Origin of the sequence: Streptomyces sp. NPDC090499 (assembly GCF_044769305.1) — a bacterium.
Taxonomy (GTDB): domain Bacteria; phylum Actinomycetota; class Actinomycetes; order Streptomycetales; family Streptomycetaceae; genus Streptomyces.
This window is the reverse complement of record NZ_JBIVXP010000010.1, coordinates 43,167-69,795: the sequence shown is the minus strand read 5'-3', so window position 1 is coordinate 69,795 and position 26,629 is coordinate 43,167. Positions and strand designations below refer to the sequence as shown.

Below are 26,629 nucleotides of genomic sequence, written 5' to 3'. Positions count from 1 at the left end.
CCCCCCCGCCCCTGTCTTAGGGCCTCTGCCGTCAGCTCTTCGTCGCCTGCGCGGTCGGTGCGCCGCTGGGCGCCGCGCCGCCGGGGCCGCCCTGGCCGCCGCCGCAGCCGCCGCCCATGCCACCGCCGGGGCCGCCCTGCCCGCCCTGGCCGCCGGCCCCCGGGCCGCCGCTCGGCATGCCGGTGGGGGTGCCCGTCGGCTTGACGGTCGAGCTGCCGGTCGGCGCGCCGCTGGGCCTGCCCGACGCGTTGCCGGTGGGCATGCCGGTCGGCTGCTGACAGCTCTGCTGGCCGGAGTTGCCGCTGCCGGAGGACGACGACGAGTCACCCGATCCGCCGCACGCGGTCAGCAGCAGCGGGGACAGCGCGAGCAGAGCCACGGCGGGGACGAGACGTACACGCTTCATGAGAGACAACTCCATTGAGGATGAGGGAGTCCTGAGGAGTGGCACTCAACCAACGGCGCTTAAGGCCTTCTTGGGCCCGCACTGTTCGCCGCCTGTCAGGGAGGTAAAGCGCTCCCCAAGAGGCGGCGCAGACCAGGCAGTTCACTCGACGGCGGCGCCTACTCGCTGGTACACGCCCGTGACAGAACGGGGTTCCCGCCGTCGCAACGGTGACGCGCCGGTCCGGGTTCAGCCGAGGCGGACCCGGGCCAGCTGGCGGGACTGGGCGACCAGTCGGTCCTCGGTGTCCCAGACCTCGGCGTCCTCCTCCAGGAACCCGCCGGCCAGGTTGCGGGTGGTGATGGAGACGCGCAGCGGGCCCGGGGCGGGGCGGTGGCGGACGTGGACGGTGAGTTCGACCGTGGGCACCCAGCCCTTGAGGCCGATCTCGAACGCGGTCGGCGGCAGCGCGTCCACCGCCAGGAGGAGGGAGAGCGGGTCGGCGTCACGGCCGTCCGCGAGGCCGAACCAGGAGCGCATCTCACCCTTGCCGGAGGGCGCGCCGAGAGCCCAGCCGAGGGTGGCGGGGTCCAGCTTGAGCATCAGGCGCTCGGTGATGGCGGAGCTGCCGTCGACCGGGGCAGGACCGTCCTGCGGACCGAAGCAGTGCTCCATGGGCGGGATCGCGGGCGGGGTGGCGGTCGTACGGACGTCGTCGGGCAGGGCGGCGAGGTCGCCGTAGGAGGCGAGGACGCGGATGCGTTCGACCTCGTTGCCCTCGTCGTCGTACTGGAAGAGCGAAGCCTGGCCGGTGGAGAGGGTGCGGCCGGTGCGGACGGTGTCCGTGCGGATCACGGCCGGGCCCGGCTGGGACGCGGTCAGGTAGTGCGCGGAGACCGTGAACGGGTCCGGGTGCGGCAGCGCGTCCGCGAGTGCCCGGCCCAGCACGGCAAGGAGGTAGCCGCCGTTCACGGCGCTGATGATGGTCCAGCCGGCCGAGAGGTCGATGTCGTAGACGCCGGGAGCGCGCCGGGTGACCGCGGTGTCGCGGTCGAACTCGCTGTCGCCGATCACGGCCCGCGTGGATGCTGCTTCTGGCATGCTTGAACGGTACAAGAAGCTATTACTAAGCGGTAGCTTTTGTGATCCACGTACCATCGGTCCGGTCGGCGCCCCGCCTGCGTCCGGTCGGCGTCCAGTCGGCGTCCAGTCGGTAAGGGCTCCGTCCGCCGAGTGAGGTTCCGGCAATTTCTAGGTAAGTGTCCGGACACGTCCGTAACCCGGAGCCCTCGATTCCCCTCTATGGGGACATGAGCCTCACCGGGACTCCATTCCTCTACACGACCATCGTCCTGTCCGTGGTCGCCCTCATACTGCCGCTCGTCCTGTGGTCGAGGATGCGCGGGCCGAAGGCCGTCCGCGCCGCGGCCCGGATCCTGATGCTCCTGTTCGCCCAGGCCACCGCGGTCACGCTGATCTTCGTGCTGGTCAACAACGAGAACAGCCTGTACGACAACTGGGCCGACCTCCTCGGCACCGGCGACCACGTCCAGCAGGCCGCGAACCTCGGCCAGGACGGTACCGGCGGCATAGCGCTGAAGCGGCTGCCGAAGGTGAAGCAGGCCTTCGCGGCGGCCGACGGACCCGGCATGCGGGCGGCCGGCGGGGTCGAGGTCACCCAGCTCAAGGGCCGGGTCTCGGGCGTCAACGCCGAGGTCTACGTCTGGCTGCCGCCCCAGTACCACGAGGCCGCCTACCGCAACCACCGCTTCCCGGTCGTGGAGCTGCTGCCCGGCTACCCCGGCTCGGCGAAGGCCTGGTTCGGTTCACTGAAGGTGACCGAACAGCTGGAGCCGCTGATGAGGAGCGGCAAGGTCGCGCCCTTCATCCTGGTGGCGCCGCGCACCAACCTGCTGGCCGGTGTGGACACCGGCTGCGCCAACATCCCGGGCACGGTCAACGCGGACAGCTGGCTCAGCATCGACGTACCGAAGATGGTGACCGACAACTTCCGTGCCGCGGCCGCCCCCGCGAACTGGGCCGTGGCCGGCTACTCGGCGGGCGCGCACTGCGCGGTCAAGCTGGCGGTAGCCCATCCGGACCGCTACCGGGCCGCGATCAGCCTGTCCGGCTACAACGACCCGATCGGCGAGCGCAACTCGCTCGCCGCGCAGAGTGTGACCCTGCGCGAGCAGAACAACCCGTACCTGCTGCTGCGGAAGGCGGCCGCCCCGCCCCGGATCGCGCTCTACATCTCCGGCGAGTCCGGCGACGGGTACCAGGCCGGGGTCGCGCTCGAACAGATCGCCAAGGCTCCGACCACCGTGCACGTGGTGTACCTGCCGCGCAGCGCGGGCGGCCACAACATGGCGCTGTGGCGGCCCCAGGTGCCGACGGTCTTCGAATGGCTCACCCTCAACATGGGCCAGAGCCACACCAGGGCCGGGGCTACTCCTCCCGAACCGTCGAACGCCGGTTCCACGCACGCGGCGCTCGCCAGTGGTAGCGCATCGCGAGCAGGCGCAGTACGAAAGCGGTGACGACGGCGAGCCCGCTGGTGAGCGGATTCAGTGCGTCGTAGTGGATGCACAGCACCACCGTCGTCGCCCCGACGATCGCCGGGACCGCGTACAGGTCGCGGTCCCAGCGCAGCAGCGAGGGAACCTCGTTGGCGAGCACGTCCCGGAGCACGCCACCGCCGACCGCGGTGGCGAGCCCCAGGGCGGCGGAGGCGGTGAGGTTGAGGCCGTAGGAGTAGGCCTTCGTGGTACCGCTGACCGCGAACAGGCCGAGGCCGGCCGCGTCGAAGACCAGGACCGCCGACTGGATCCGCTCGACGTGCGGGTGCAGGAAGAACACCACCAGGGCGGCGATCAGAGGGGTCATGAAGTACCCGAGGTCCGTGAAGGCGGCCGGCGGCACCGCCCCGATGATCACGTCCCGGAAGATCCCTCCGCCCAGCGCGGTCACCTCGGCCATCACCGCGATGCCGAAGACGTCGAAGTTCTTGCGGACGGCCAGCAGCGCGCCGGAGATGGCGAACACGAAGATGCCGATGACGTCGAGCGTGTGCTGGACGGAGGGAGAGAAGAGTTGCTGGAGCTGCACCCTGACATTGTGACCTGCCAGGGCGCATGCGCCTTACAAACCCAGGCCTACAGGGCGGGTTTCCCTGTGGTGAAGAGCCAGGTCTGGAAGAGGTCGTCCAGCTGCTGCCCGCTGACCTTCTCCGCGAGGCGGATGAAGTCGGCGGTGTCGGCGTTGCCGTAGCGGTGCAGCTTCGTCCAGGCCGGGAGCAGCTTGAAGAACGCCGTGTCGCCGATGCGCTCGCGCAGCATCTGCAGGGTCATCGCACCGCGCTGGTAGACGGCCGAGGCGAACATGGTGTCGCGCTGTGGGTCGCCGACGACGGTCTGCCAGAAGGCGTTGTCGGCGGCCCGGGAGTTGTAGGCGGCGAGGAACGAGTCGTGGGCGGACCTGGTGCCCTGGTGCTCCGCCCACAGCCACTGGGCGTAGGTGGCGAAGCCCTCGTTGAGCCAGATGTCCTTCCACTGCGCCACGCTCACCGAGTCGCCGAACCACTGGTGGGCGAGTTCGTGCACGATCGTCGTCTCGTTGCGCACCGCCGAGTAGGCCGGCTTGCTCTGCACCTCCAGCGAGAACCCGGCCTCGGGCATGTCGTCGACGATGGCCCCGGTCTCCTCGAAGGGGTAGGGCCCGAAGAGCTGCGACCAGTAGTCGGTGGCGGCCGCGGTGACGGCGTACACGTCGACGCTGTTGCTGTTCGCGAGGACCGGGTCGATGGCGACGTAGATCGGGATGCCGGAGGGGGTCTTCCCGGTCCGCACGTCGAACTTCCCGATGGTGGCGGTGGCGAGGTAGGTCGCCATCGGCTTCGATTCGCGCCAGTGCGTGTACGTCGAGGCGCCCTTGTCGTACGTCGAGACCAGCCGGCCGTTGGAGACGCCGGTCAGGCCCTTGGGGGCCTTGATCCGGATGTCGTAGGTGGCCTTGTCGGAGGGGTGGTCGCTGGACGGGAACCAGGTGGAGGCCGCGTTGGGCTCGCAGGCGACGAAGACGCCGTCGGGGGTCTTCATCCAGCCGTAGTCCGAGCCGAAGACGATGGGGCCGTTGAGGGGCACGGGTGTCCCGCCGTAGGTGACGGAGACCGTGAAGTCCCGCCCCTTGCGGAGCGCGTCCCGCGGGGTGACGGTGATCTCGTCGCCGCTGCGCGTGAACCGGGCCCGTCTGCCGTCCACTTCGACCTTCGTGACCTCCAGTTTCTGCAGGTCGAGGTCGAAGGCGGAGAGGTTCTGGGTGGCGCGGGCGGTGAGCGTGGTCCGGCCGTCGAGGCGGCCGGTGTCCGGGGCGTAGGCCACGTCGAGGTCGTAGTGACGGGCGTCGAAGCCGCCGTTGCCGAGCTGCGGGAAGTAGGGGTCGCCGATGCCGTCGGCGCCCGGGGTGGGGGCGGGGGCGGCGGCTATGACGAAGGAGGCGGCCGCCGCGGTGAAAAGTAACCCTCCGCGCGTAGCGCGTCGTTTGAGGGTGGTGGTGGGCGACGGGCGGGCGGCCGCCAGACGTGCCGAACGGGAGAGGCGCATGGGTCGTCCCTTTCGAGCGTGTCGATCAGTAGACGGACACGGTCGACTCTGCGCTCTCCCGTTCAGGCATGTACATGACTTTGCAAAGTCGTGTCATGCGCTACTTGCCGGTTGGCTCCTGTGACTCCTGTGCCTCGGCTGTGGCGTCACCGGCCGCCGACTTCTCCGCGGCCTCGGGCTCGGCTTCGGCATCAGCCGCAGGCTTCTCCGCGGCTTCGGCTTCGGCTTCGGCTTCGGCTTCGGCTTCGGCTTCGGCTTCGGCTTCGGCTTCGGCTTCGGCTTCGGGAGTGTCCGTGGTCGCGGCCTCCGTGGCCTCGGCCGGCTCCGTCGGCTCCGCCTGCTCTTCCAGGACCGCCTCGCCCACCAGCTCGGAGGCCTCCTTCGCCGCGGTCAGCAGAACGGTGTCCTGCGGGGCCTGGTCGGCGAAGTTCTCCGGGTGGTGGCACGCCACCCGCTGGCCCGGACGGAGTTCGAGCAGCGGCGGCTCGGCCGTCCTGCAGATCTCCGTCGCCTTCCAGCACCGGGTGTGGAAGCGGCAGCCGGACGGCGGGGCGATCGGCGACGGCACGTCACCGCGGAGCAGGATGCGCTCGCTCTTCTGCCCGCGGCGCTTCGGGTCCGGGACCGGGACCGCCGACATGAGCGCCTTGGTGTACGGGTGCATCGGCGACTCGTACAGCTTGGTGCTGTCGGCGAGTTCGACGATCTTGCCGAGGTACATCACCGCGACCCGGTCCGAGACGTGCCGGACGACGGAGAGGTCGTGGGCGATGATCACGTAGGTGAGGCCCAGCTCCTCCTGGAGGTCGTCCATGAGGTTGACGACCTGCGCCTGGATCGACACGTCCAGCGCGGAGACGGGCTCGTCGGCCACCACCAGCTTCGGCTTCAGGGCGAGCGCGCGGGCGATGCCGATGCGCTGGCGCTGGCCGCCGGAGAATTCGTGCGGGTAGCGGTTGTAGTGCTCGGGGCTCAGGCCCACCAGCTCCAGGAGGCGCTGGACCTCCTTCTTGACCCCGCCCTCCGGCTCGACGCCCTGCAGCCGGAACGGCGCGGAGACGATGGAGCCGATGGTGTGCCGGGGGTTCAGGGAGCCGTACGGGTCCTGGAAGATCATCTGGATGTCGCGGCGCAGCGGGCGCATCTTCGAGGTGGACAGGTGCGTGATGTCCTGGCCCTCGAAGGTGACCTTGCCGCCGGTCGGGTCCTGGAGGCGGGTGATGACCCGGCCCATGGTCGACTTGCCGCAGCCCGACTCGCCGACCACGCCGAGGGTTTCGCCCTTGCGCACCTCGAAGTCGATGCCGTCGACGGCCTTCACCGCGCCGACCTGCCGCTGCAGGATGCCCTTCTTGATCGGGAAGTGCTTCTGCAGGCCCTCGACCTTCAGCAGCACTTCACGATCGGACGAGGGCGACGCCTGCTGCGGGATGACGGCGTCATCGGTCTTCTTCGTGTCGCTCACAGCTTCGGCGCAATCTCTTCGGTCCAGATCCGCGTCCGGTCCTCGGCCGAGAGGTGGCAGGCGGACCAGTGGCCGCCGTCGACCTGCTGCAGCTCGGGGCGGACCGTGCGGGTGACGTTCCCCTTGGGGAGGTCCGCGTACGGGCAGCGCGGGTGGAAGGCACAGCCCGAGGGGACGTTGATGAGGCTCGGCGGCTGACCCTTGACCGGGATGAGCCGGTCGGAGGTCTCCCGGTCGATGCGCGGCATCGAACCCAGCAGGCCCCAGGTGTAGGGGTGCTGCGGCTTCTCGAAGATCTCGTCGACCGGGCCGCGCTCCACGCACCGGCCGCCGTACATCACCAGGACGTCGTCGGCGATCTCGGCCACCACACCCAGGTCGTGGGTGATGAGGACGACCGCGGAGCCGAACTCCTTCTGGAGGTCGCGGATCAGGTCGAGGATCTGCGCCTGGACGGTGACGTCGAGGGCGGTGGTCGGCTCGTCCGCGATGAGCAGCTCGGGGTTGTTGACCAGGGCCATGGCGATCATGGCGCGCTGGCGCATACCGCCGGAGAACTCGTGCGGGTAGCCGTCGACGCGCTTGGCGGGCTCGGGGATGCCGACCCGGTCGAGCATCTCGATGGCGCGGGCGCGGGCGACCTTCTTGCTGACGTTGTGGTGGACCCGGTACGCCTCGACGATCTGGTCGCCGATCTTGTAGTACGGGTGCATCGCGGACAGCGGGTCCTGGAAGATCATCGCCATCTCGCGGCCGCGGAGCCGGCGCACCTCGTCCGGGGACGCGTTCACCAGCTCCTTGCCGCCGAGCCAGATCTCGCCCGACATCTGCACGTTCTTGCCGCGGGCGCCGAGCCGGTGCAGGCCCATGATGGCCAGCGAGGTGACGGACTTGCCGGAGCCGGACTCGCCGACGATGGAGAGGGTCTTGCCCTTCTCCAGCGAGAAGCTGAGGCCGTCGACGGACTTGACGATGCCGTCGTCCGTCGGGAAGTGCACCTTCAGGTCGCGGACTTCGAGGAAGGCGTCGGACGGGGCGGCCGGCGTGGGCTCGCCCACGGCGGCGCCGGTCTTGGAGAGTTCGGTCACGAGAGCCTCACCCGCGGGTCGGCGGCCGCGTAGAGCAGGTCCACCAGGAGATTTGCGATCACGACGAAGAAGGCGGCGAGCAGGGTCACGCCGAGGATCGGGGGCAGGTCGTTGTCGTCGATGGCCTGCACCGCGTACTGGCCGATGCCGTGCAGCGAGAACACGGTCTCGGTGATCACCGCACCTCCGAGCAGCAGACCGAGGTCCATGCCGAAGACGGTGATGATCGGGGTGAGCGCGGCGCGCAGTCCGTGCCGGACCACGACCTTGCGCTCGCGCAGGCCCTTGGCGCGGGCCGTGCGGATGTAGTCCTCGTTCATCGTCTCCAGCATGCCCGAGCGGGTGAGCCGCGCGTAGATGGCCGAATACAGGAGAGCGAGCGAGCACCAGGCGGGGATCAGGGTGTTGGCCCATTGCGCCGGGTTCTCGGTGAGCGGGACGTACGTTCGGCCGAAGATCGGCCACTGGTAGGTGAAGAGCAGGATCGCCAGGTTGCCCGTGAAGAACATGGGCAGCGAGACGCCTGCGAGGGCCACGCCCATGAAGGTGCGGTCGAAGAAGGAGCGCGGCTTCAGCGCAGAGACCACGCCGATCGCCACGCCCGCGACCAGCCACAGCACGGCGGCGCCGGCGGCCAGCGACAGCGTCACCGGCATCCGGGAGGTGAGCTGCGGCCAGACCGCCTGGTGGGTCTTGAAGGAGTAGCCGAAGCACGGTGCGTCGCAGTGCACCGTGGTCGGGCCCAGGTCATAGGTGGCGCCGGAGACGATCCCCTTGATGAAGTGCCAGTACTGGACGTAGACGGGCTGGTCCAGACCGAGGTTGTGCTTGACCGCGGCGATGTCCGCCTTCGACGGGGCCTTGCCGATGTACTGCTGGGCCAGCTGATCAGCGGTCTGCCCGGCCAGCCGTGGCAGCACGAAGAAGATGGCGAAGGTGACCGCGGAGACGACCAGCAGCAGGATCACCGCTGCGAGCGTCCGACGGAGGATGTACGAGATCACGGGGATCGGCGCTGGTGCCCGCGGGCCTCTCGGCCCGCGGGCACCAATGCCTTCACCTGCCTTCCGGGGCTGCTACTTCGACGCGACGCCGATGTTGAGGTAGTCGTACTGGCCGCTCCAGGCCGCAGAGGAGACCAGGTTGGTGTAGCCGGTCGGACGGGCCAGCAGGACCTTGAAGTAGGTCAGCGGCACGAGGGCGGCGTCGTCCATGGTCTGCTTGTCGATCTGCGTGTAGATGCTGTTGCGCTCGGTGTCGTCCTGCGTACCGATCGCCTTCGACAGCAGGTCGTTGACCGTCTTGTTGTTGTACTGCGACAGGTTGGTGTTGCCGGAGGCACCGATCGCGGCACCGTTCAGGATCTGCTGCAGGAAGCCGTAGCCGGACGGCCAGTCGGCGCCCCACTGCATCATGATCAGGCCGATGTTCTGCTGCTCGGTAAACTTCGGGACACCCGCGTAGTCGGTGAAGTACTTGCCCGACGGGTACTGCTTGAGGGTGGCGTTGATACCGACGGCCTTCAGCGAGTTGATGATCGCCGTGGCGGCGTCCACCTCCTGCGGACGGTCCGAGCGGGCAGAGATGTTGGTGCTGATGGCGGTCTTGCCGCAGGCCTTCAGCTGTTCCTTGGCCTTGGCCGCGTCGCCCTTGTTGCCGGTGGTGGCGTAGACGTCCGCCTTCGCGTAGCCCGGGATGTCCGGCGGCAGCACGGTGGAGGCGACGTCACCGCGGATCGGGCCGCCCTCGGCGGTCTGCACCGAGACCTTGTCGATCGCGTACTCGACGGCCTTGCGGCAGGCCACGTTGTCGAACGGCTTCACCTTGGTGTTGATCGCCATGTAGACCAGACGGCCACCGTAGGTGTTGTCCGTGTTGGCCTTCTTGCCGGCGTCGGTGAGCACCTGGGCCTGCGTGGCGGCCTGGACACCCGTGCCGCCGAGGTCGATCGCGTCGCCGGCCAGGACGTCCTTGTCGATCGTCTCGGCGTTGACCTTCAGGTTGACGACGATCTTGTCCGGCAGCTGCTTGCGCAGCGGGTCGGTCTTCGCGTCCCAGTTCTTGTTGCGGACCAGCACGGCCTGCTTGCCGTCCTGGTAGCTCTGGAACTGGTACGAGCCCGAGGACACGATGTTCTTGACGTAGTCGACGCCGTTGTCCTTGGCCTGCGGGACCGGGGCCGTCTGCGGGGCGGCGACCAGGTAGTCGAACTCCTGGAAGGCCTGCTTCAGGTGGAAGACGATCGTGGTGTCGTCCGGGGTCTCGATGGACGAGAGGCCCTTGGCGCTCTTGTCCTTGTAGGGGCCCTTGTACTTGTCGCCGCCGACGAGCAGCTGCTGGAAGTAGTTGGGACCGAGGGAGAGCACGTCACGCGCGAAGTTGGAGCGCTCCACGGCGTACTTGACGTCCTTGGAGGTGATCGCCGTGCCGTCCTGGTACTTCAGGCCCGAACGCAGCTTGTACGTCCAGGTCTTGCCGCCGTCGCTGGAGACGCCCTTGCCCGCGGCGAGGTCCGGGACCAGGGTGTTGCCCTTGGAACCGGCGGCGGGCTCGAACGTCATCAGCGGGCGGGCGTACAGCCGGCTGAAGTTGTACATGTACGCGTAGTACGTGTTACCGGGGTCGAACGAGTCCGGGACGTCGGACAGCTCGTAGGTGACCGTCCCGCCCTTCTTGTCGGACGCGTTGACGACACCCTTGGTGGCGGCGTTGGCCGCGGCGGAGCTGCCGCCGTCGTTGCCGTCCTTGTTGTCATCGGCCTTGCTGCACCCTGCAACGAGCAGAGTGGCGGAGCCGATGGCCGCGATCGCGGCCAGCGCTGACCTTCGCATGATGGGCGGGATCCCCTCCATTGTCGGAAACTTTTCGGGCTCTCGATGACAGCAGGCGTCAGCGGCTGCGCGGGTCGAGAGCGTCGCGGAGACCGTCACCGAGCAGGTTGAACGCCAGCACGGTCACGAAGATGGCAAGGCCGGGCACGATCATGTACTCGGGATCGACCTGGTAGTACGTCACCGCTTCGCGGAGCATGCCGCCCCAGGAAGCCTGCGGGGGCTGGATGCCGACGCCGAGGAAGCTGAGGGACGCCTCGAAGAGGATGTTGGTCGGGATCAGCAGCGTCGAGTAGACGATGATCGGGCCGACCAGGTTGGGCATCAGCTCGCGGAACAGGATGTACGGGCCCTTGGCGCCCATGCCGCGCGAGGCGTCGACGAACTCGCGCTCCCGAAGGGCGAGGGTCTGGCCGCGCACGATCCGGCCCAGGTAGGGCCAGTTGAAGAAGCCGATGACGAAAATGAGCACGCTCAGGTGCAGCGGCAGTCCGTTCAGGCCGAACGCGCCGCCCTGCAGGGTGGCGGAGATGGCGATGGCGAACAGCAGGAGGGGGAAGGCCAGGAAGGTGTCCATCAGCCGGCTGATGACCGCGTCGACCCGGCCGCCGTAGTAGCCCGCGACGACGCCCATGATCGCGCCGATCACGTTGGACAGGATCGTCGAGCCGAAGGCGACCACCAGCGACACCCAGGAGCCCTCCAGGATGCGGGTGGCGATGTCGCGGCCGAACTTCGGGTCCACGCCCAGCGGGTGGTCGAGGCTCATGCCACCCCAGCCGCCGGTGGGCAGCGAGGTGTTGGCGTCGATCAGCTCCTGGTGGAAGGCGTTGGGGTCGAGACCGAACAGGGCCTGGATGGGGCGGGCGAGGATCGCGACGAGAATCAGCAGAACGACAACGATGCCGCCGGCCACGGCGACCCTGTCCTTCTTGAACCGGGTCCAGGCGATCTGCCCGAGGGAACGACCCTCGATCTGCGCCTTACCGGCACCCTCCAGCACAGCTTCCGGCTGTGCCTCGGCTGCCGCCCCGGTGGTCTCGATCGGTGCGGTCACGGTGAGCGACCCCTCTCGCCGGCGGTGACCGGCCTACGCCAGCCGCGGATTGCGGCTTTGTCGACTTGCTCGATCATGAGGTTTAAACCGACCTCACGTCTGAATGGCGAGTCTTCAGCGTCGTCGCGATCACCCGCCAGGCCTGACGAAGAAAGTATGCGCAACCGTGATGCAGTCCGAGGGGTTCCGTTATCCGAACGGCGGGTAACGGGAGCCGGACGGAACCAATCGCCCCAAGAAGTGCGCAACCGACCCTTTTCACCTTCATCTACGCGCGAAGATGAGGCGAGCGATGCCCGTCGGGCGACGCGGAGTCAAGTCGCCCGACAGGGGGTCGACTTGACGACCCCCGCCCCCATGGTGATGCGCATCACACCACGGGGCGTGACGCCCAGTTCACAACAAGAGACCCTCTTTATCCCCGGCCACAGGCCGGACATTCAGCGCAATCCCCGGCGGCACCGAGTCTAGCCGAAGTGGAATTTGAGCGTCATTTGAGGGTCCCGATGAGCAGTGATTCAAATCCGCTTGCCAGCTTTCTTTTCCCCTCGATAACTTCTTCGCCAACAGCGGCGAGCGAAAAGCTCACCGGCCACGAATTCCGGGGCGGCGGACCTTTTGGATAACGTCCGGGAATACGAGAAACGGGGAACACGAATGTCAACTCGCGTACGCAGAACCACTTGTTCGGCACTTGCGGCGGCCTCCCTCGTCGTGGGTGCGGTCGCCCTGGCCCCTGCCGCCGATGCCGCGGCAGCCGGCACCAAGGGTCCGACGTCCTGCCGCGGGGGCGAGGTCAGCTACACGATCAAGAAGGCGGGCAAGCCGTACTACTCGGCCATCGGCTCCCGCGTCGGCGCCTACAACAGCAGCGCCTCCAAGGCCACTCTGAAGTACGATCTGGCCTTCAGCACGGTGCGCCAGACCTCCCACACCTTCTCGGTGGGCGTGAGCCTCGAATGGGAGATTGCCAAGATCGAGAAGATCAAGGTCGACGGCAGCTACGCGTACAACGTGACCAAGCAGACGAAGAAGGACAGCAGCGTCTCCTTCTCCCTGCCGGTGGCCGGCCATTACTACGGCTACGTCCAGCCGAAGGTGCAGTACACGCCGTTCACCACCACCAAGTGGGTGGAGAAGCCGAACTGCAACGTGGTGAAGGTGAAGTCGAACACCGTGCACGCCATCACCGCGTACCCGCTTTTCGCCTCGTGCCAGAGCAAGAACGAGGCCTGCACCCCGAAGCCGAAGTAGAAAACCCGCGGAAAGTCCGGCGCGCGTCGGAAAAAAAATGATGGGGCCCGCCTGTTGCACAGGGCGGGCCCCATCGTCCTGACGGGTCAGTAGACGCCGGGCGCAGGCGGATACCCGTATCCCGCCGCCGACGCCGGAGCCGCGTGGGCCTCGCGGTCGTAGAACGGCCGTGCCGTCGCCCGCATCCACATCACGACCGGGTCGTACTCGTCGGTCATCGCGACCGTCGACACCGGCAGTCCGTCCGGCACCGCGCCGATCGACTGCTGCATCATCCCCCGCACCGAGTCCACGGCGGACGGCGAGGTGTCGTACACGTCCAGGCCGATCGCGAGGTACGGCGCCCCGAGGGCCGGCTGCACCCAGGCCCGGCGCAGCGAGCGGATCGCGGGGGTGCGGTGGGCGTTCTGCGTGAGCAGGGCGTAGAACTGCGGGATCTCGATGGCCGGTTCGGCGAGCCGCAGCGGCCCGGCCGGCTGGCGGTCCAGGCCGGTGGCGATGCGGCGCAGGTCCAGCCACGGGATGCCGACGCCGCCGCCCGGGGCGTGCGGGTTGAGCCAGAGGCCGAAGTGGTCGGGGTAGAGCGTGCGGGCCACGTCGATGCCGTCGACCACCTCGTACGAGCGGTTCCAGCCGCTCGCGGAGAGCTCCTGGGCCGAGGTCACGCAGGGGGCGTAGCCGTGGCCCTCGACCTCCATGTTCCCGTACTGGGCGTCGGGGGAGCCGGCCTGGCCGTGCCAGAGCAGCATCCAGATCTGGCCGGAGGCGGGCGTGGCGAGGGCGCGGAGGAGTGCCTCGTAGGCGTCGTAGCGCCCGGGGGTTACCTGGCGCAGCATGTGCTCGACCTGCCCGGCCGCCGCGGTGCCGCTGGCGCTCACGTGTTACCGCCCCTTCATCTGGTGCCCCGCGTCTGGAGGGCGCCCCGCGTTTGGAGACAGCTTATGCGTCCGGGGGGCGGGGGCCGATTGTCCGTGCGCGGGTGCCGGTTTCGTCGTGGTACTTCGCGCAGTTCCTCCCCCAGCCTTCGGCCGGGGGTACCCCCAGCGCCCCTGGGTCCGCTGCCCTTTGGGCCGGCTGCACAGGAAAGGGGGGCTTCAGTGGCCGTGCTGGTAGAAGGGCCGGACGTTCTCCCGCATCCAGTGGCCCACCGGGTCGTCCGCCACGTCGAGCAGGACCAGGTTCACCGGCCACTGCAGCGGGACCCGGCCCAGCGCCTTGCCCAGGGCCTCCAGGGGCAGGGCGCGCAAGTCGCCCTCCCACTGGGAGAGTTCGACGCCCACGAACATCACCGGGTCGGCCGTCTCGATCACGGCCAGGCAGCGGCGGGCCGTGGCGACCACGCCGATCGCCGCGAACTCCGCCGACGCCGCGGCCAGGAAGTCCATCGGATCGTCCTGCCAGTCCGGTTCGAAGAGGCGGACCCGGCCGCCGGAGGCGGGGCCGTCCAGTTCGGTACGGCCGGTCCGGCAGAGCTCGGCGACCGCCTCCGGCGGCAGCGGGACACCGACCACTCCCCCGGGGTTCACGGCGATGCCGACCTGCGGGGGCAGGCCGCGGGCGAACTCGACCGCCGGGGCGATCGTGTACGACAGGTGGGAGCCGGCCACCAGCCGGAACTGCTCCTCGGAGCTGAAGACCGGCACGTACACCCGGCCCTCGATCTGCGTGGTGGGCAGGTCCAGCGGGCCGCTGTGCGGGCCGCCGCCCTCGGGCAGCGGGATCCACAGGAAACTCCGGCCCAGTACCTCGATGAGCCGGCCAGCCGCCGCGGGCACGCCGAGGGAGGCCGACAGGACCTCCTCCAGTTCGTTGCCTGGCCACCCGCTGTGCGGGTGGGGGTGCGCCTGTGCCGGGAAGTCCGCGGGAATGTCCGCCGGGAAGTCCATCTGCCTACCGCCTGCTGGAAACCGCTGCTGAGGCTGGAAAGGCTAGCGGGTGGCACCGACAAAGCCACCCCACCAGCCGGTTCGGGCCGCGAAAGCGGCCCCGGCGCACCGCCGCCTTCTCAGCGCTCGAAGGCGATCCGGCGCAGTGCGTCCGCCGCGGCCCGGTCGACGAGGACCGCCGAGCCGACCCCCTCGGGCAGTCTCCCCTGCTCCGCCGCGCGCAGCAGCCGGCCGGCCGCCCTGCGGTGGCGCAGGAAGGCGTACCGGGAGACGCCCCGGCCGCGCTCGCGCTGGCCGTCCAGTGCCGTGCCCGGGGTGACGTCGAGGAGCAGCAGGTGCAGGGTGCCGCCGCGGCGGCGGGCCTCCCGGGCCAGCCAGTCGCGCACCCAGGCCTGGGTCCCGCAGTCGTGCACGACCACGCCCTCGCCGGTGCCGAGGGCCCGGCGCAGCCCGGCGTAGTGGGCGAGGCGGACCAGCGGGCGGTAGACGGCGTACGGCAGGAGACCGGCCAGCCGGGCGTCCCAGCGGTCGCGGGTGTCCTGGGAGTCGACGCAGATGCCCTGCACGGCGCGGTGCATCAGGGTGGACTTGCCGCTGCCGGGCAGCCCGGTGACCACGACCAGGTCCCGGGGGCCGAAGAGCAGGCCGTGCGGGCTGTGGCCGGCCCGGTCGCGCAGGTCGCGGACGACCGGTGCGGGGCTCTCGCCGCACCGCTCGCGGGCCGGGGCCGTCGGCTGCCGGGGCAGGGCGATGCCCGTCGTCGTCGCGTATGCCGTGGTCCTTGTCACCGTGATCGTCCTCCCTGGGGGTTCAGGAAAGGTTTTCCCCACTTAATGTAAAGAGAAGGTAATGCACGGTGTCTCGCGGTTCCGTTCGCGTCCTGCCACAGGCCCGTCACAAAGGTGCGGCACGGGCCGGGTCTGCCGCGGCGCCGGGCGGCGTGCAATGATGTCCGCGCCAACTGCATACCGGCCGCTTGAATCCGCGCGGGAGAGTCCCCAGCCGTCTTCGCTGGGGCGCCGAAGGAGCAAGTCCCTCCCTTGAATCTCTCAGGCCCCGTTACCGCGCGGGCGAGGCACATCTGAAAAGCGGGCCGCTGTGTCAGTGGCTCCACCCAAGGTGCAAGCCGTGACCACGTCCGTGGTCAGGGCGAACCTCTCAGGTTCCGATGACAGATGGGGAGGACAGCCCTCGCCTGTCATGCCCTTGGAACCTTCGGGAGACGACCGACCGATGAGCAGTACCGATTCCGCCGCACCCCGCCGTACCGCGCTCGATGCCCTGCACCGCTCGCTCGGCGCGACCATGACCGACTTCGCCGGCTGGGACATGCCCCTGCGCTACGGCTCCGAGCGCGACGAGCACGTCGCCGTACGGACCAGGGCCGGGCTCTTCGACCTGTCCCACATGGGCGAGATCACCGTGACCGGCCCGCAGGCCGCCGCCCTGCTCAACCACGCCCTGGTCGGCAACATCGCCTCCGTCGGCACCGGCCGGGCCCGCTACACCATGATCTGCCGCGCCGACGGCGGCATCCTGGACGACCTGATCGTCTACCGGCTGGCCGAGACCGAGTACCTGGTCGTCGCCAACGCCTCCAACGCCCAGGTCGTCCTCGACGCGCTCGTGGAGCGGTCCGCCGGGTTCGACGCCGAGGTCCGCGACGACCGGGACGCGTACGCGCTGCTCGCCGTCCAGGGCCCGGAGTCCCCCGGCATCCTCGCCTCCCTCACCGACGCCGACCTGGACGGGCTGAAGTACTACGCCGGGCTGCCCGGCACCGTCGCCGGCGTCCCGGCGCTGATCGCACGCACCGGCTACACCGGCGAGGACGGCTTCGAGCTGTTCGTGAAGCCGGAGCACGCGGTGGAGCTGTGGCAGGCGCTGACCAAGGCCGGCGAGGGCGTCGGCCTGGTGCCCTGCGGGCTGTCCTGCCGGGACACCCTGCGGCTGGAGGCGGGCATGCCGCTGTACGGGCACGAGCTGACCACCTCGCTCACCCCCTTCGACGCCGGTCTCGGCCGGGTGGTGAAGTTCGAGAAGGAGGGCGACTTCGTGGGGCGCGAGGCGCTCGCCGAGGCCGCCGCCCGCGCCGAGCAGAACCCGCCGCGGGTGCTCGTCGGCCTGGTCGCCGAGGGCCGCCGGGTGCCGCGCGCCGGGTACCAGGTGGTCGCCGGCGGCGAGGTGATCGGCGAGGTCACCTCGGGCGCCCCCTCGCCCACCCTGGGCCGGCCGATCGCCATGGCGTACGTCGACGCGGCGCACTCGGCGCCGGGCACGGCGGGCGTCGGCGTGGACATCCGGGGCAGTCACGAGCCGTACGAGGTCGTGCCGCTGCCGTTCTACAAGCGCCGGAAGTAACCGCCGCCGGCGGCACCGGCAGCCGCCACCGGGCGTGACCTGGCGCACAGAGCCGCTGGTCACGCACGTTCCCAGCAGTCCCCCTTTCACCAGCACTCCCCCGCGTACAGGAGAATTCAGGCCATGAGCAACCCCCAGCAGCTGCGGTACAGCAAGGAGCACGAGTGGCTGACGGCCGCCGAGGACGGCGTGGCGACGGTCGGCATCACGGAGCACGCGGCCAACGCGCTCGGTGACGTCGTCTTCGTCCAGCTCCCGGCGGTCGGCGACACGGTGACCGCGGGCGAGTCCTGCGGCGAGCTGGAGTCGACCAAGTCGGTGTCCGACCTGTACGCGCCGGTCACCGGTGAGATCACCGCGGTCAACGAGGACGTCGTCGACGACCCGTCCCTGGTGAACTCGGCCCCCTTCGAGGGCGGCTGGCTGTTCAAGGTGCGTGTCACGGACGAGCCGGCCGACCTGCTCTCCGCCGACGAGTACACCGCCTTCACCGCCGGCTGAGGAGTCGTAGAACGGATGTCTGAGTTGTCGCTTCTGAACACGCCCCTGCACGAGCTCGACCCCGAGGTGGCCGCCGCGGTCGACGCCGAACTGGCGCGCCAGCAGTCCACCCTGGAGATGATCGCCTCGGAGAACTTCGCTCCGCTCGCGGTCATGGAGGCACAGGGCTCGGTCCTCACCAACAAGTACGCCGAGGGTTACCCGGGCCGCCGCTACTACGGCGGCTGCGAGCACGTCGACGTCACCGAGCAGATCGCCATCGACCGGGTGAAGGAGCTGTTCGGCGCCGAGTACGCCAACGTGCAGCCGCACTCCGGTGCCTCCGCCAACCAGGCGGCCCTGTTCGCGCTGGCCCAGCCCGGCGACACCATCCTGGGCCTGGACCTCGCCCACGGCGGCCACCTGACCCACGGCATGCGCCTGAACTTCTCCGGCAAGCAGTTCGACGTGGTCGCCTACCACGTCGACGACGCCGGCCTGGTCGACATGGCCGAGGTCGAGCGGCTCGCCAAGGAGCACCGCCCGAAGGTGATCATCGCCGGCTGGTCGGCGTACCCGCGGCAGCTGGACTTCGCGGAGTTCCGCCGGATCGCCGACGAGGTCGAGGCGTACCTGTGGGTCGACATGGCCCACTTCGCCGGCCTGGTCGCGGCGGGCCTGCACCCGAACCCGGTCCCCTACGCGGACGTGGTCACCTCCACCACCCACAAGACGCTCGGCGGCCCGCGCGGCGGCATCATCCTGGCCCGCAAGGACTTCGCGAAGAAGCTGAACTCGTCCGTCTTCCCGGGCTTCCAGGGCGGTCCCCTGGAGCACGTGATCGCGGCGAAGGCGGTCTCCTTCAAGGTCGCGGCGAGCGAGGACTTCAAGGAGCGCCAGCGTCGTACGGTGGACGGCGCGCGCATCCTGGCGGAGCGGCTCACCGCCGCCGACGCCCGCGAGGCCGGCGTGAGCGTCCTGTCCGGCGGCACGGACGTGCACCTGATCCTCGTCGACCTGCGGGCGTCCGAGCTGGACGGGCAGCAGGCCGAGGACCGCCTCCACGAGGTCGGCATCACGGTCAACCGCAACGCCGTCCCGAACGACCCGCGGCCGCCGATGGTCACCTCGGGGCTGCGGATCGGCACCCCGGCGCTGGCCACCCGCGGCTTCACGGCCGAGGACTTCGCCGAGGTCGCGGACGTGATCGCCGAGACGCTGAAGCCGTCCTACGACGCGGCGGCCCTCAGGGCCCGGGTCGGGACCCTGACGGCGAAGCACCCGCTTTACCCCGGTCTGAACAAGTAGTTCCCTGGTGGGGGCACCCGACGACGTGTGCCCCCACCCTCTTTGGAGGAGTTCCCGTGGCCATCTCGGTCTTCGACCTGTTCTCGATCGGCATCGGCCCGTCGAGCTCCCACACCGTCGGCCCGATGCGCGCGGCCCGGATGTTCGCCCGCCGCCTGCGCAACGAGGACCTGCTGGAGTCCGTCGCCTCGATACGCGCCGAGCTGTACGGCTCCCTCGGCGCGACCGGCCACGGCCACGGCACCCCCAAGGCGGTGCTGCTCGGCCTGGAGGGCGCCTCGCCGCGCACGGTGGACGTGGAGACCGCCGACGACCGCGTCGAGACGATCAAGGCCACGCGCCGCCTGTCCCTCCTCGGCGAGCACGAGATCCCGTTCTCCTTCGACGACGACCTCAAGCTCCACCGCCGCAAGGCGCTCCCCTACCACGCGAACGGCATGACCCTCTGGGCGTACGACGCGGCCGGGGCCGAACTCCTCTCCAAGACCTACTACTCGGTCGGCGGCGGGTTCGTCGTCGACGAGGACGCGGTCGGCGCGGACCGCATCGTGCTGGACGACACGGTCCTGAAGTACCCCTTCCGCACGGGCGACGAGCTGCTGCGCCTGACGAAGGACACGGGTCTGTCGATCTCCGCGCTGATGCTGGAGAACGAGCGGGCCTGGCGCACCGAGGAGGAGATCCGCGAGGGCCTGCTGGACATCTGGCGGGTGATGCAGGCGTGCGTCTCCCGCGGCATGTCCCGGGAGGGCATCCTGCCGGGCGGGCTCCGGGTGAAACGCCGGGCCGCCGTGACCGCCCGCCAGCTGCGTGCCGAGGGCGACCCGCTGGCGCACGCGATGGAGTGGATCACCCTCTACGCGATGGCCGTCAACGAGGAGAACGCGGCCGGCGGCCGGGTGGTCACCGCCCCCACGAACGGCGCGGCGGGCATCATCCCGGCGGTCCTGCACTACTACATCAACTTCGTCCCGGGCGCCGACGAGGACGGCGTGGTCCGCTTCCTCCTCGCCGCCGGCGCGATCGGCATGCTGTTCAAGGAGAACGCGTCCATCTCCGGCGCCGAGGTCGGCTGCCAGGGCGAGGTCGGCTCGGCCTGCTCGATGGCGGCGGGCGCGCTCGCCGAGGTCCTCGGCGGCTCCCCCGAGCAGGTCGAGAACGCGGCCGAGATCGGTATGGAGCACAACCTCGGCCTCACCTGCGACCCGGTCGGCGGCCTCGTCCAGATCCCCTGCATCGAACGCAACGGCATGGCCGCGGTCAAGGCGGTCACCGCGGCCCGCATGGCCATGCGCGGCGACGGCTCCCACAAGGTGTCCCTGGACAAGGTCATCAAGACCATGAAGGACACGGGGGCGGACATGAGCGTGAAGTACAAGGAGACGGCCCGGGGCGGGCTGGCGGTGAACATCATCGAGTGCTAGGGGAGCAGGCCCCGAGCAGCGCGTTCGTGTCTTTCGGCGCTGCCGGGGCCTTCCTTGCATCACCCACGTAAACCCGGTCCGTACAGCTGGTCTATAGGGGACTCGCCCAGGCTGAAACCGATCGAATGCCGGCGCGTATACGCCCCGCAACACCGCGGCGCGGCCGGCGCTCCGTCTCCACGGCTCCGGCGGGAAGGCAGACAACCCATGGCCGAGACAGACACGCTCCCCCTCCTGCTGTGCGCGCCCGAGAGCGCCCACCTGCGGCAGCCGTACGGAAACTGAGCCGTCGCCGGGACGGGTGACCGTCCCGGACCACGCATCCCGAACGACCCCGTATCCGCCATGGTTCACCCCCGCGCGATCTCACGCCCGCACCGCTGCTGTACGGACTGCGTCGGTACGCCCGCCGGCCCCTGTCGGCCGACACGCCGGCCACGGGAGTTCCCGACGCGAGCCGCTGAACGTCGTCGGTTCGGGGGTCTGCGTCTCGGCGGACACCGCCGCGGAGCCTTCGCGGCTGCCGTTCTTGCCGGGCCGGGGCGACCAGGCGCGGTCGCCGAGCAGGGTCATGGCGGCGGGCAGGAGCACGCCGCGGACGACGGTGGCGTCGACGAGGATGGCGACCGCCATGCCGACGCCCATCATCTTGTACTCGATGGCGGAGAGACTGACGAAGACCGTGAACACACCGATCATGATCACGGCCGCGCTGCTCACCACACCCGCGCTGCTGCTGATTCCGCCGATGACCGCGGCGCGCGCGTCGGCACCGCCCAGCCAGCGCTCCTTGATCCGGCTGAGGATGAAGATGTGGTAGTCCATGCTCAGCCCGAAGAGGATGACGAACATGAACAACGGCAGCCAGGCGACCACGCCTCCATAGGAGGTGAAGCCGAGCAACGACCCCAGATGCCCGCTCTGGAACACCCAGGTGAGGACGCCGTAGGCCGCGCCGATCGAGAGCAGGTTGAGCAGGATCGACACCAGCGGGATCGCCCAGGAGCGGAAGGCCACCACCATCAGGACGAAGGCCAGGGCGAGGATGAAGACGAAGATCACCGGGGAGCGGCTGTTGAGCTGGTGGGCGAAGTCGTACGGCGTCGCCGTCTTGCCGCCGACCGCGTAGTCGATGCCCTGCACCTTGCCGAGGGTGGCGGGCAGCACCTTGTCCCTCAGCCTCTCCAGGGACGCGTTGGACGTGTCGTCGGTGCCCTTGCCGACGAGCGGTACGCGCACCACCACCACGTCGCCGACGGAAACCCGGGTGATCGGCTCGGCGATTCCGCTACCGGGCGTGGCGGCCTCCTGGTGCAGGGCGTCGATGGCCGTACGCAGGGCGGGGGTGTCGGCGCTGGAGCCGTCGTCGGCGGCGATCGCCACCCGGGCCGGGCTGGCGGCACCCGGGAACGCGTCGTTCATGCGTACCGCGGCGTCGACCTGGGCGACGCTGCGCGGCAGGCTGTCGGTGGTGGCCGGGTCCTGGAGCCGCATCCCGAAGGCGGGCAGCGCCACGAGCAGCAGGACCAGGGCGGCGACGCCGCCCGTCAGCGCGGGGCGCCGTACCACGGTGCGGGCCACCGAGGACCAGATGCGCGACTCGCGCGCCACGGTCCTGCGCCGGCCGAGCCAGGGGATGCGTGCCCTGTCGATCCGGTGCCCCAGGGCGGCGAGCGTCGCGGGCAGCACGGTGACGGAGCCGAGCACCGTCATGCCCACGACGATCACGGTGCCGGCGGTCAGGCCCTTGAAGACATCGAGTCCGGAGAACAGCAGGCCGAGCACGCACACCATCACGGTGAGGCCGGAGACCACCACGGCGCGGCCCGAGGTGCGGGCCGTGATCGCGAGCGCGTCCCGGGTGTCACGTCCCGCCAGCCGTTCCTCCCGCTCCCTGCGCAGGTAGAACAGCGAGTAGTCGATGCCGACCGCCATGCCGATGAGCAGCACGATGGAGGAGGCGGCGCTGTTGACCGGCACGAAGTGCCCGACGGTCTGCAGCAGTCCGAAGGTGCCGATCACCGCGGTGGCGGAGAGCAGCAGCGGTATACCGGCGGCGATCAGCGAGCCGAAGACGACGAGCAGGATCACCAGGGTGAGGGGCAGCGAGGTGACCTCGGACTTCTTGAAGTCGTCCTTGATCGCGTCGTCGACCACGGCGTTCAGACTGCGGTCGCCGGCCGGCACGATCCGCAGGTCCGGGTTGCTGTCCTGCACTTCCTTCAGCAGGCCGACGACCTTGACGTAGTACTCCTTCTGCTTCTCCAGCGGTCCGCCGAGTTCGAAGGTCACCAGGCCCGACCGGCCGTCGTCGGACAGCCATCGCCCGCCGTTCCCGCTGAACGGCGAGCCGATGTCGCGCACCCCGGCGTCCGCACCGCGCAGCTTGGACACCAGGTCCTTGGCGGCGCTCTGCAGCCGGCTGCTCTCGGTGAACTTGGGACCGTCGGCCGCGCGCGACTGGAACAGCACGTTCTCGCGGATCGAGTCACCGCTGTCCTCGGTGCGCACGATCTGCTGGGCCCGGCCCGCCTCACCGGGATCGGTGGACCGGGCGTCGGAGCCGCTGATCAGCGCGCTGGAGAGGATGGCGACGATCACCAGCGCGAGCCAGCCCGCAATGGCGAGGCCCTTGTGCCGGACCGACCATCCGGCGACGGACTCCACGACCCCGCGGGCGGGTCCCACCGGGTCCAGGGCCCGCGATGCGTCCGGCCTCTCTTCTTCTGCGGGCAGCCCGCGGTCTGACTTGCCTTTGCGCAGCATGAGCTGCTCTCCTTAAACGTGGAGGAGCGTATCCAGGGAAAACTCGCCCAGCGGCGAGGGACATGCCTTCCGAGCACTGGGTCGCCGAGTTGCAGCTCGGCGGCCCAGTTATGCGTCTACTCGACTTCTTTGAGGATCCGCTCCAGCGACGCCATGCGGCCGTCTATGTCGCCCAGGCGGCGTTCCGTCTCCTGCTGGGCCGCGAGCGCCTGCTCGGCCAGCTTGCGGTACTCCTCTTCACGGGCCAGCACGGCCTTCGCGCGCCAGTTGGCACCGAACTGCCAGATGATCACCGTGAGCACCACGGTGATCAGCAGGAAGACGCCGATGACACCGAACACTTCCTGCCAGTCGGTACCGGTGTGGTAGTCGGTGGCCTTCATCAGACAGTCCCCTCCCCGTCCCCACGGGTCGTGTCGGCACCGGTCAGCTCCGGTACCACGGCCGCGATCGCCTCCGGCGTCAGGTGCACCGAGAACCGTGTCACCTCGTAGAACTTCATCGCTTTCCCATCAGGTGAGATCTCCAGCTGCGCCGACACCAGTCCCGCGGCCTCCAGCTTCTTCAGGTGGACCTGGAGAAGCGCGCGGCTGATCCCCATGTCCCGAGCCAACTGGCTCACGTACTTTCGCCCGCCGGCCAGCATCGCCACCACCCGCAGACGGTGTGGGTTGGCCAGCGTCGCCAGCGTCAGCACCAACTCGTCTCCGCTTGGCAGAGGCGCTTTCATAGCAACACCCAGCACATGCCAAGAAACGTTAGCAGGTACCAGTCAGAGTTGGCACATGCCAGGCAGAGACTGCCTGAGCACGGACATCGGCATGCTCGGCGACGACCCGGCCCTGCGGCTCTGGGCCGTGGCCGTCCTCGCCGTCGCCATCCTGGGAAGTGGGGCGGCAGCACCCTGGCGGCCCGCGTCTGCGGACAGAGCCGGCGGGAGGCCCTGTCACTGGGCGCGCTGATGAACTGCCGCGGCCCGACCGAACTCGTCATTCCGAACGTCGGTCTCGAACTGGGCGTGATCGGCCGGGACTTGTTCACCATGCTGGTCCGGATGGCTCCGGTCACCACGGCCCTCACCACACCGGCCCTGAATCGGCTGCGTCGGCGCGACGACGTGTCCGGCCTGCTGCCCGAACCAGCGCTCCGGTAGGACGCAGCCGCCTGAAGCGACCGGGCATGAGCCCCAGCCGTGCGCCTCGCCCCCCGGCGGGTTGTCGTCCTGCACTGCCGCACGAACGATGTCGGCGTTCAGATAAAGGCCGAAAGGCACCAGTTCCCAGTACCTCAGCGGTGTCCCGTACGGGTCGTACCGTTGCGCTGCCGGTACCGGGCGGCTCCGCCGCCGCCGACGTCGACGCCCGGACAGGAGCCACTGCGCGCGAACACGGTGTCGCGACCGTTCGCGAGGAAGGCGTCGGACCTATACACACTGATCAGCGGCGCATCAGGGCGGCTGGGCCAGGAGGACCCTCCCTACGTACGGGAGCGATCTTCGTGTCGACCAACTGGTGGGTCGCCAGGACCGGGATGCAGTCACCGGCGCGGGCCGTGATCTGCTGGAGGACGGTGAGACGGCCCGCCGGTCAGCCCGCCGTCAGCCACGCGCGCGTGCCGAACGAGGCGCACGCGCGGGAGGCCACCGCCGCGGCCCGCGCCAGGGCTTCGGCGAAGGCCGGCCCGTCGACGGGGCCGGGGCCGCTCAGGTGGTGGGCGAGGACACCGTGCAGGACGTCCCCCGCGCCCAGCGTGTCCACCACGCGGGTCTCCGGAACACCGACCAGGCCGCCGCCACCGGGGCCCGCCCACACGATCGGCGCCCCGCCGGCGGTGACCGCCGCCCAGGTCACCCCGTGGTCCCGGAGGAACTCCAGGGTCTCGGCGGGCGTGGCGGCACCGGGCGGGTGGAAGTCCGCCGAGCACACGGCGACGTCGGTCGACGCCAGCAGCCGCTCCGTGCCGTCCTTCCAGCTCCCTCCGTCGAGCAAGGTGGGCCGGCCGGCCGCGCGGGCGGCGTGCGCGACCTCGACGGCCAGGTCCATGTGATGCCCGTCGAACTCGGCGATGTCGCACGACTCCAGCAGTTCCGCCAGTCCGGCCGGGGCCCGCAGCCGGTGCCCGGTCGCGTTGGCCGAGGCGACCGCACGCTCTCCGGTCGACTCGGTGACCAGGATCGAGGACACCGCGGGCGGCTGCACGCGGTCGGCGGCGAGGTCCGTGAGGCGCACGCCGAGCGCGTCGAGGTCCGCCCGGACGCCGAGGGCCAGCGGATGGGAGCCGAGGCCCGTGAGCAGCCGGGGCCGGCCGCCCAGGTGGGCGAAGGCAACGGCCGCGCCGGTGGCCGGACCGCCCGCCGCCACCACCTGGCCACGGACCGTCAGTTTCTCGTCCGGGTCCGGCACATGGTCCACCAGCTGGATGACGTCCAGCGTGCACAGCCCCACGAAGAGGCCCGCAGGCCGCCGCCCCGCCATCGGCTCCGTCCGCACCAGCGCCTCCTCGGGCCTCGGCCTGCGGTCAGCGTACGTGCGGCCTCACGAGTCCCGGGGGAGTTCCGGAGGCCGATGTTCCCCCAGGGGCTATCGCTCAGTAACCGCAAGCTTCTACGCTGCCGCCAACTCACCACCAACCCAAGGGAGTTGGGTCATGCGTGTACTGAGACGGCTGGCGGCGGTCGTGGGTGCCGGGGCCCTGTTCGTGATGGCGGGCTCCGCCGCACACGCGGACACTGCCACGGCCACGGACCTGAACGCGGCGAAGTTCTCCGAGACCACCTCCATCGGCACGCACAACGCCTACGACAGGGGCAAGTACACCTACTGGGCGCAGGCGCTGGACTCCGGAGCCTCACTGCTGGAGCTGGACGTGTACGTCGACAGCATCAGCAAGCGGTGGCGGGTCAGCCACAGCAACCCGTGGGGCGACGACAACAACTGCGAACACGCCAGCACCCCCAGCCAGTTGTACAGCCAGGCCACCAGCCAGGACCTCGGCAGCTGCCTCGACAACATGGCGGCCTGGGAGCAACTGCACCCGGACCACGCACCCGTCGTCGTCAAGGTCGAGATGAAGGTCGGGTTCAACCAGACCATCGGCCTCGGCCCCACCGCGTTCGACACGCTCGTCTCGCAGAAGCTCGGCAGCAGCGTCTACAGGCCGGCCGACCTGCTCGGCTCCTCGTACTCCACCCTCGACGCCGCCGCGAAGGCCAACGCCTGGCCCACCCGTGACCAGCTCAAGGGCAAGTTCATCTTCGAACTGATCCCCGGCACGGTGGAGCAGGCCAACCCGTTCGACCACTACTGGACGGACCAGGAGTACGGCGACCACCTGCGGGACCTGTACGCGGCCGGGAACATCTCCCAGGCCCAGGCCTTCCCCGCCGTGCTGGGCGCCGCGAACGGGGATCCCCGGACCAGCAGGTACGACGCCTCGATCCAGCCCTGGTTCGTGTTCTTCGACGGCGACGCGGCGACCTACGTGAACAACGGCTACGACACGTCGTTCTACGCCGCGAACCACTACATCCTGATCATGACGGACGCCTACAACGTCTCACCTGCGATCTCCTCGACCGCACCGACGGACGCCGAGGTCGCGGCCCGGCTGGCGCTGCTCGCCGCCGACCACGCCGCCATCATCACCTCCGACTGGTCGACGAAGTCGGCGGCCGTGCTCAGCGAGGTGGCGGCCCGGAGCTGACAATTCACGCGCGCACGCGGA

25 protein-coding genes and 1 riboswitch are annotated in these 26,629 nt (G+C 69.7%); of the genes, 9 read left to right on the top strand and 16 right to left on the bottom strand.

The features are described from left to right. Window positions 1-31 precede the first annotated feature (31 nt). Both ACIQVL_RS31980 and ACIQVL_RS31975 read right to left on the bottom strand, forming a co-directional pair. Window positions 32-406: a hypothetical protein gene (locus tag ACIQVL_RS31980; RefSeq protein ID WP_403432601.1), complete on the bottom strand. Its 375-nt coding sequence runs from the start codon at window positions 404-406 to the stop codon at window positions 32-34. A 228-nt stretch (window positions 407-634) separates the two neighbouring features. After that, on the bottom strand, window positions 635-1,486 hold the full coding sequence (locus ACIQVL_RS31975; protein ID WP_403477097.1) for a thioesterase family protein: 852 nt from the start codon (window positions 1,484-1,486) through the stop codon (window positions 635-637). 209 nt (window positions 1,487-1,695) lie between these two features. Here ACIQVL_RS31975 and ACIQVL_RS31970 point away from each other — a divergent pair, with 209 nt between their 5' ends. Further along, the gene (locus ACIQVL_RS31970) at window positions 1,696-2,925 is read left to right on the top strand and encodes an alpha/beta hydrolase (protein WP_403432595.1); all 1,230 of its coding nucleotides are present in this window, start codon (window positions 1,696-1,698) and stop codon (window positions 2,923-2,925) included. On the opposite strand, the gene ACIQVL_RS31965 is transcribed toward ACIQVL_RS31970, so the two are convergent. From ACIQVL_RS31965 to ACIQVL_RS31935, 7 genes are all read right to left on the bottom strand, one after another. Then, window positions 2,834-3,493 (bottom strand): trimeric intracellular cation channel family protein, encoded by a 660-nt coding sequence (locus ACIQVL_RS31965; RefSeq protein ID WP_403432593.1) that lies wholly within the window; start codon window positions 3,491-3,493, stop codon window positions 2,834-2,836. The two genes, ACIQVL_RS31970 and ACIQVL_RS31965, sit on opposite strands and share 92 nt — an antisense overlap. A 47-nt stretch (window positions 3,494-3,540) precedes the next feature. After that, window positions 3,541-4,986 (bottom strand): M1 family metallopeptidase, encoded by a 1,446-nt coding sequence (locus ACIQVL_RS31960; protein WP_403432590.1) that lies wholly within the window; start codon window positions 4,984-4,986, stop codon window positions 3,541-3,543. 100 nt (window positions 4,987-5,086) lie between these two features. Then, on the bottom strand, window positions 5,087-6,451 hold the full coding sequence (locus tag ACIQVL_RS31955) for an ABC transporter ATP-binding protein (protein ID WP_403477096.1): 1,365 nt from the start codon (window positions 6,449-6,451) through the stop codon (window positions 5,087-5,089). Further along, window positions 6,448-7,539, bottom strand: coding sequence for an ABC transporter ATP-binding protein (locus tag ACIQVL_RS31950; protein ID WP_403432584.1), 1,092 nt, complete (start codon window positions 7,537-7,539; stop codon window positions 6,448-6,450). Before ACIQVL_RS31950 ends, ACIQVL_RS31955 begins: the two co-directional genes overlap by 4 nt. Further along, a complete protein-coding gene (locus ACIQVL_RS31945; RefSeq protein WP_403432581.1) occupies window positions 7,536-8,543 on the bottom strand; it encodes an ABC transporter permease in 1,008 nt (335 codons plus the stop codon). The genes ACIQVL_RS31950 and ACIQVL_RS31945 overlap by 4 nt, the downstream gene beginning before the upstream one ends. 72 nt (window positions 8,544-8,615) lie before the next feature. Further along, window positions 8,616-10,391, bottom strand: a complete 1,776-nt coding sequence (locus tag ACIQVL_RS31940; protein ID WP_403477095.1) for an ABC transporter substrate-binding protein — start codon at window positions 10,389-10,391, stop codon at window positions 8,616-8,618. 37 nt (window positions 10,392-10,428) lie between these two features. Next, window positions 10,429-11,427 carry an ABC transporter permease gene (locus ACIQVL_RS31935; RefSeq protein WP_403477094.1) on the bottom strand — a complete coding sequence of 333 codons (999 nt, stop codon included), beginning with the start codon at window positions 11,425-11,427 and terminating at the stop codon, window positions 10,429-10,431. 657 nt (window positions 11,428-12,084) lie between these two features. Between ACIQVL_RS31935 and ACIQVL_RS31930 the strand changes: the two genes are divergently transcribed. Further along, the gene (locus ACIQVL_RS31930) at window positions 12,085-12,681 is read left to right on the top strand and encodes a hypothetical protein (protein ID WP_403477093.1); all 597 of its coding nucleotides are present in this window, start codon (window positions 12,085-12,087) and stop codon (window positions 12,679-12,681) included. 86 nt (window positions 12,682-12,767) lie between these two features. Here the strand turns inward: ACIQVL_RS31930 and ACIQVL_RS31925 are convergent, their stop codons facing one another. The 3 genes from ACIQVL_RS31925 to ACIQVL_RS31915 form a co-directional block, all read right to left on the bottom strand. Then, window positions 12,768-13,559 (bottom strand): enhanced serine sensitivity protein SseB C-terminal domain-containing protein, encoded by a 792-nt coding sequence (locus tag ACIQVL_RS31925; protein WP_403477092.1) that lies wholly within the window; start codon window positions 13,557-13,559, stop codon window positions 12,768-12,770. 216 nt (window positions 13,560-13,775) lie between these two features. Next, window positions 13,776-14,567 (bottom strand): enhanced serine sensitivity protein SseB, encoded by a 792-nt coding sequence (locus ACIQVL_RS31920; protein WP_403432566.1) that lies wholly within the window; start codon window positions 14,565-14,567, stop codon window positions 13,776-13,778. Between the two features lie 119 nt (window positions 14,568-14,686). After that, a complete protein-coding gene (locus ACIQVL_RS31915) occupies window positions 14,687-15,361 on the bottom strand; it encodes an AAA family ATPase (protein WP_403477207.1) in 675 nt (224 codons plus the stop codon). Between the two features lie 183 nt (window positions 15,362-15,544). After that, window positions 15,545-15,642: riboswitch (glycine riboswitch) on the top strand. Between the two features lie 158 nt (window positions 15,643-15,800). Here ACIQVL_RS31915 and gcvT point away from each other — a divergent pair. The 4 genes from gcvT (at window position 15,801) to ACIQVL_RS31895 (ending at window position 20,140) form a co-directional block, all read left to right on the top strand. Further along, window positions 15,801-16,928: a glycine cleavage system aminomethyltransferase GcvT gene (gcvT, locus tag ACIQVL_RS31910; protein WP_403432564.1), complete on the top strand. Its 1,128-nt coding sequence runs from the start codon at window positions 15,801-15,803 to the stop codon at window positions 16,926-16,928. Between the two features lie 123 nt (window positions 16,929-17,051). Further along, window positions 17,052-17,429, top strand: a complete 378-nt coding sequence (gcvH, locus tag ACIQVL_RS31905) for a glycine cleavage system protein GcvH (RefSeq protein ID WP_351961347.1) — start codon at window positions 17,052-17,054, stop codon at window positions 17,427-17,429. Window positions 17,430-17,453: 24 nt separating this feature from the next. Further along, window positions 17,454-18,716, top strand: coding sequence for a serine hydroxymethyltransferase (gene glyA, locus ACIQVL_RS31900; RefSeq protein WP_403477206.1), 1,263 nt, complete (start codon window positions 17,454-17,456; stop codon window positions 18,714-18,716). Window positions 18,717-18,772: 56 nt separating this feature from the next. Beyond that, window positions 18,773-20,140, top strand: coding sequence for an L-serine ammonia-lyase (locus ACIQVL_RS31895; RefSeq protein WP_403432561.1), 1,368 nt, complete (start codon window positions 18,773-18,775; stop codon window positions 20,138-20,140). A gap of 366 nt (window positions 20,141-20,506) precedes the next feature. On the opposite strand, the gene ACIQVL_RS31890 is transcribed toward ACIQVL_RS31895, so the two are convergent. From ACIQVL_RS31890 to ACIQVL_RS31880, 3 genes are all read right to left on the bottom strand, one after another. Beyond that, a complete protein-coding gene (locus ACIQVL_RS31890) occupies window positions 20,507-22,906 on the bottom strand; it encodes an MMPL family transporter (protein ID WP_403477091.1) in 2,400 nt (799 codons plus the stop codon). 116 nt (window positions 22,907-23,022) lie between these two features. After that, window positions 23,023-23,289, bottom strand: a complete 267-nt coding sequence (locus tag ACIQVL_RS31885) for a hypothetical protein (RefSeq protein ID WP_403432557.1) — start codon at window positions 23,287-23,289, stop codon at window positions 23,023-23,025. Beyond that, a complete protein-coding gene (locus tag ACIQVL_RS31880; protein WP_403477205.1) occupies window positions 23,289-23,603 on the bottom strand; it encodes an ArsR/SmtB family transcription factor in 315 nt (104 codons plus the stop codon). Before ACIQVL_RS31880 ends, ACIQVL_RS31885 begins: the two co-directional genes overlap by 1 nt. Window positions 23,604-23,691: 88 nt before the next feature. Between ACIQVL_RS31880 and ACIQVL_RS31875 the strand changes: the two genes are divergently transcribed. Both ACIQVL_RS31875 and ACIQVL_RS31870 read left to right on the top strand, forming a co-directional pair. Then, window positions 23,692-23,868 carry a hypothetical protein gene (locus tag ACIQVL_RS31875; protein ID WP_403477090.1) on the top strand — a complete coding sequence of 59 codons (177 nt, stop codon included), beginning with the start codon at window positions 23,692-23,694 and terminating at the stop codon, window positions 23,866-23,868. Further along, a complete protein-coding gene (locus ACIQVL_RS31870) occupies window positions 23,868-24,059 on the top strand; it encodes a hypothetical protein (protein ID WP_403477089.1) in 192 nt (63 codons plus the stop codon). Before ACIQVL_RS31875 ends, ACIQVL_RS31870 begins: the two co-directional genes overlap by 1 nt. A 433-nt stretch (window positions 24,060-24,492) precedes the next feature. Here ACIQVL_RS31870 and ACIQVL_RS31865 read toward each other — a convergent pair whose 3' ends face one another. After that, the gene (locus ACIQVL_RS31865; RefSeq protein ID WP_403477088.1) at window positions 24,493-25,395 is read right to left on the bottom strand and encodes a PfkB family carbohydrate kinase; all 903 of its coding nucleotides are present in this window, start codon (window positions 25,393-25,395) and stop codon (window positions 24,493-24,495) included. 157 nt (window positions 25,396-25,552) lie between these two features. Between ACIQVL_RS31865 and ACIQVL_RS31860 the strand changes: the two genes are divergently transcribed. Further along, window positions 25,553-26,608 carry a phosphatidylinositol-specific phospholipase C domain-containing protein gene (locus tag ACIQVL_RS31860; RefSeq protein ID WP_403477087.1) on the top strand — a complete coding sequence of 352 codons (1,056 nt, stop codon included), beginning with the start codon at window positions 25,553-25,555 and terminating at the stop codon, window positions 26,606-26,608. Window positions 26,609-26,629 lie beyond the last annotated feature (21 nt).

What these genes read in the sequence shown, in the direction of transcription:
- ACIQVL_RS31980 (WP_403432601.1), bottom strand. Translation starts at nt 406, where the DNA reads ATGAAGCGTGTACGTCTCGTCCCCGCCGTGGCTCTGCTCGCGCTGTCC.
- ACIQVL_RS31975 (WP_403477097.1), bottom strand. Translation starts at nt 1,486, where the DNA reads ATGCCAGAAGCAGCATCCACGCGGGCCGTGATCGGCGACAGCGAGTTC.
- ACIQVL_RS31970 (WP_403432595.1), top strand. Translation starts at nt 1,696, where the DNA reads ATGAGCCTCACCGGGACTCCATTCCTCTACACGACCATCGTCCTGTCC.
- ACIQVL_RS31960 (WP_403432590.1), bottom strand. Translation starts at nt 4,986, where the DNA reads ATGCGCCTCTCCCGTTCGGCACGTCTGGCGGCCGCCCGCCCGTCGCCC.
- ACIQVL_RS31940 (WP_403477095.1), bottom strand. Translation starts at nt 10,391, where the DNA reads ATGGAGGGGATCCCGCCCATCATGCGAAGGTCAGCGCTGGCCGCGATC.
- ACIQVL_RS31930 (WP_403477093.1), top strand. Translation starts at nt 12,085, where the DNA reads ATGTCAACTCGCGTACGCAGAACCACTTGTTCGGCACTTGCGGCGGCC.
- ACIQVL_RS31920 (WP_403432566.1), bottom strand. Translation starts at nt 14,567, where the DNA reads ATGGACTTCCCGGCGGACATTCCCGCGGACTTCCCGGCACAGGCGCAC.
- gcvT (WP_403432564.1), top strand. Translation starts at nt 15,801, where the DNA reads ATGAGCAGTACCGATTCCGCCGCACCCCGCCGTACCGCGCTCGATGCC.
- gcvH (WP_351961347.1), top strand. Translation starts at nt 17,052, where the DNA reads ATGAGCAACCCCCAGCAGCTGCGGTACAGCAAGGAGCACGAGTGGCTG.
- ACIQVL_RS31890 (WP_403477091.1), bottom strand. Translation starts at nt 22,906, where the DNA reads ATGCTGCGCAAAGGCAAGTCAGACCGCGGGCTGCCCGCAGAAGAAGAG.
- ACIQVL_RS31885 (WP_403432557.1), bottom strand. Translation starts at nt 23,289, where the DNA reads ATGAAGGCCACCGACTACCACACCGGTACCGACTGGCAGGAAGTGTTC.
- ACIQVL_RS31875 (WP_403477090.1), top strand. Translation starts at nt 23,692, where the DNA reads ATGCCAGGCAGAGACTGCCTGAGCACGGACATCGGCATGCTCGGCGAC.
- ACIQVL_RS31870 (WP_403477089.1), top strand. Translation starts at nt 23,868, where the DNA reads ATGAACTGCCGCGGCCCGACCGAACTCGTCATTCCGAACGTCGGTCTC.
- ACIQVL_RS31860 (WP_403477087.1), top strand. Translation starts at nt 25,553, where the DNA reads ATGCGTGTACTGAGACGGCTGGCGGCGGTCGTGGGTGCCGGGGCCCTG.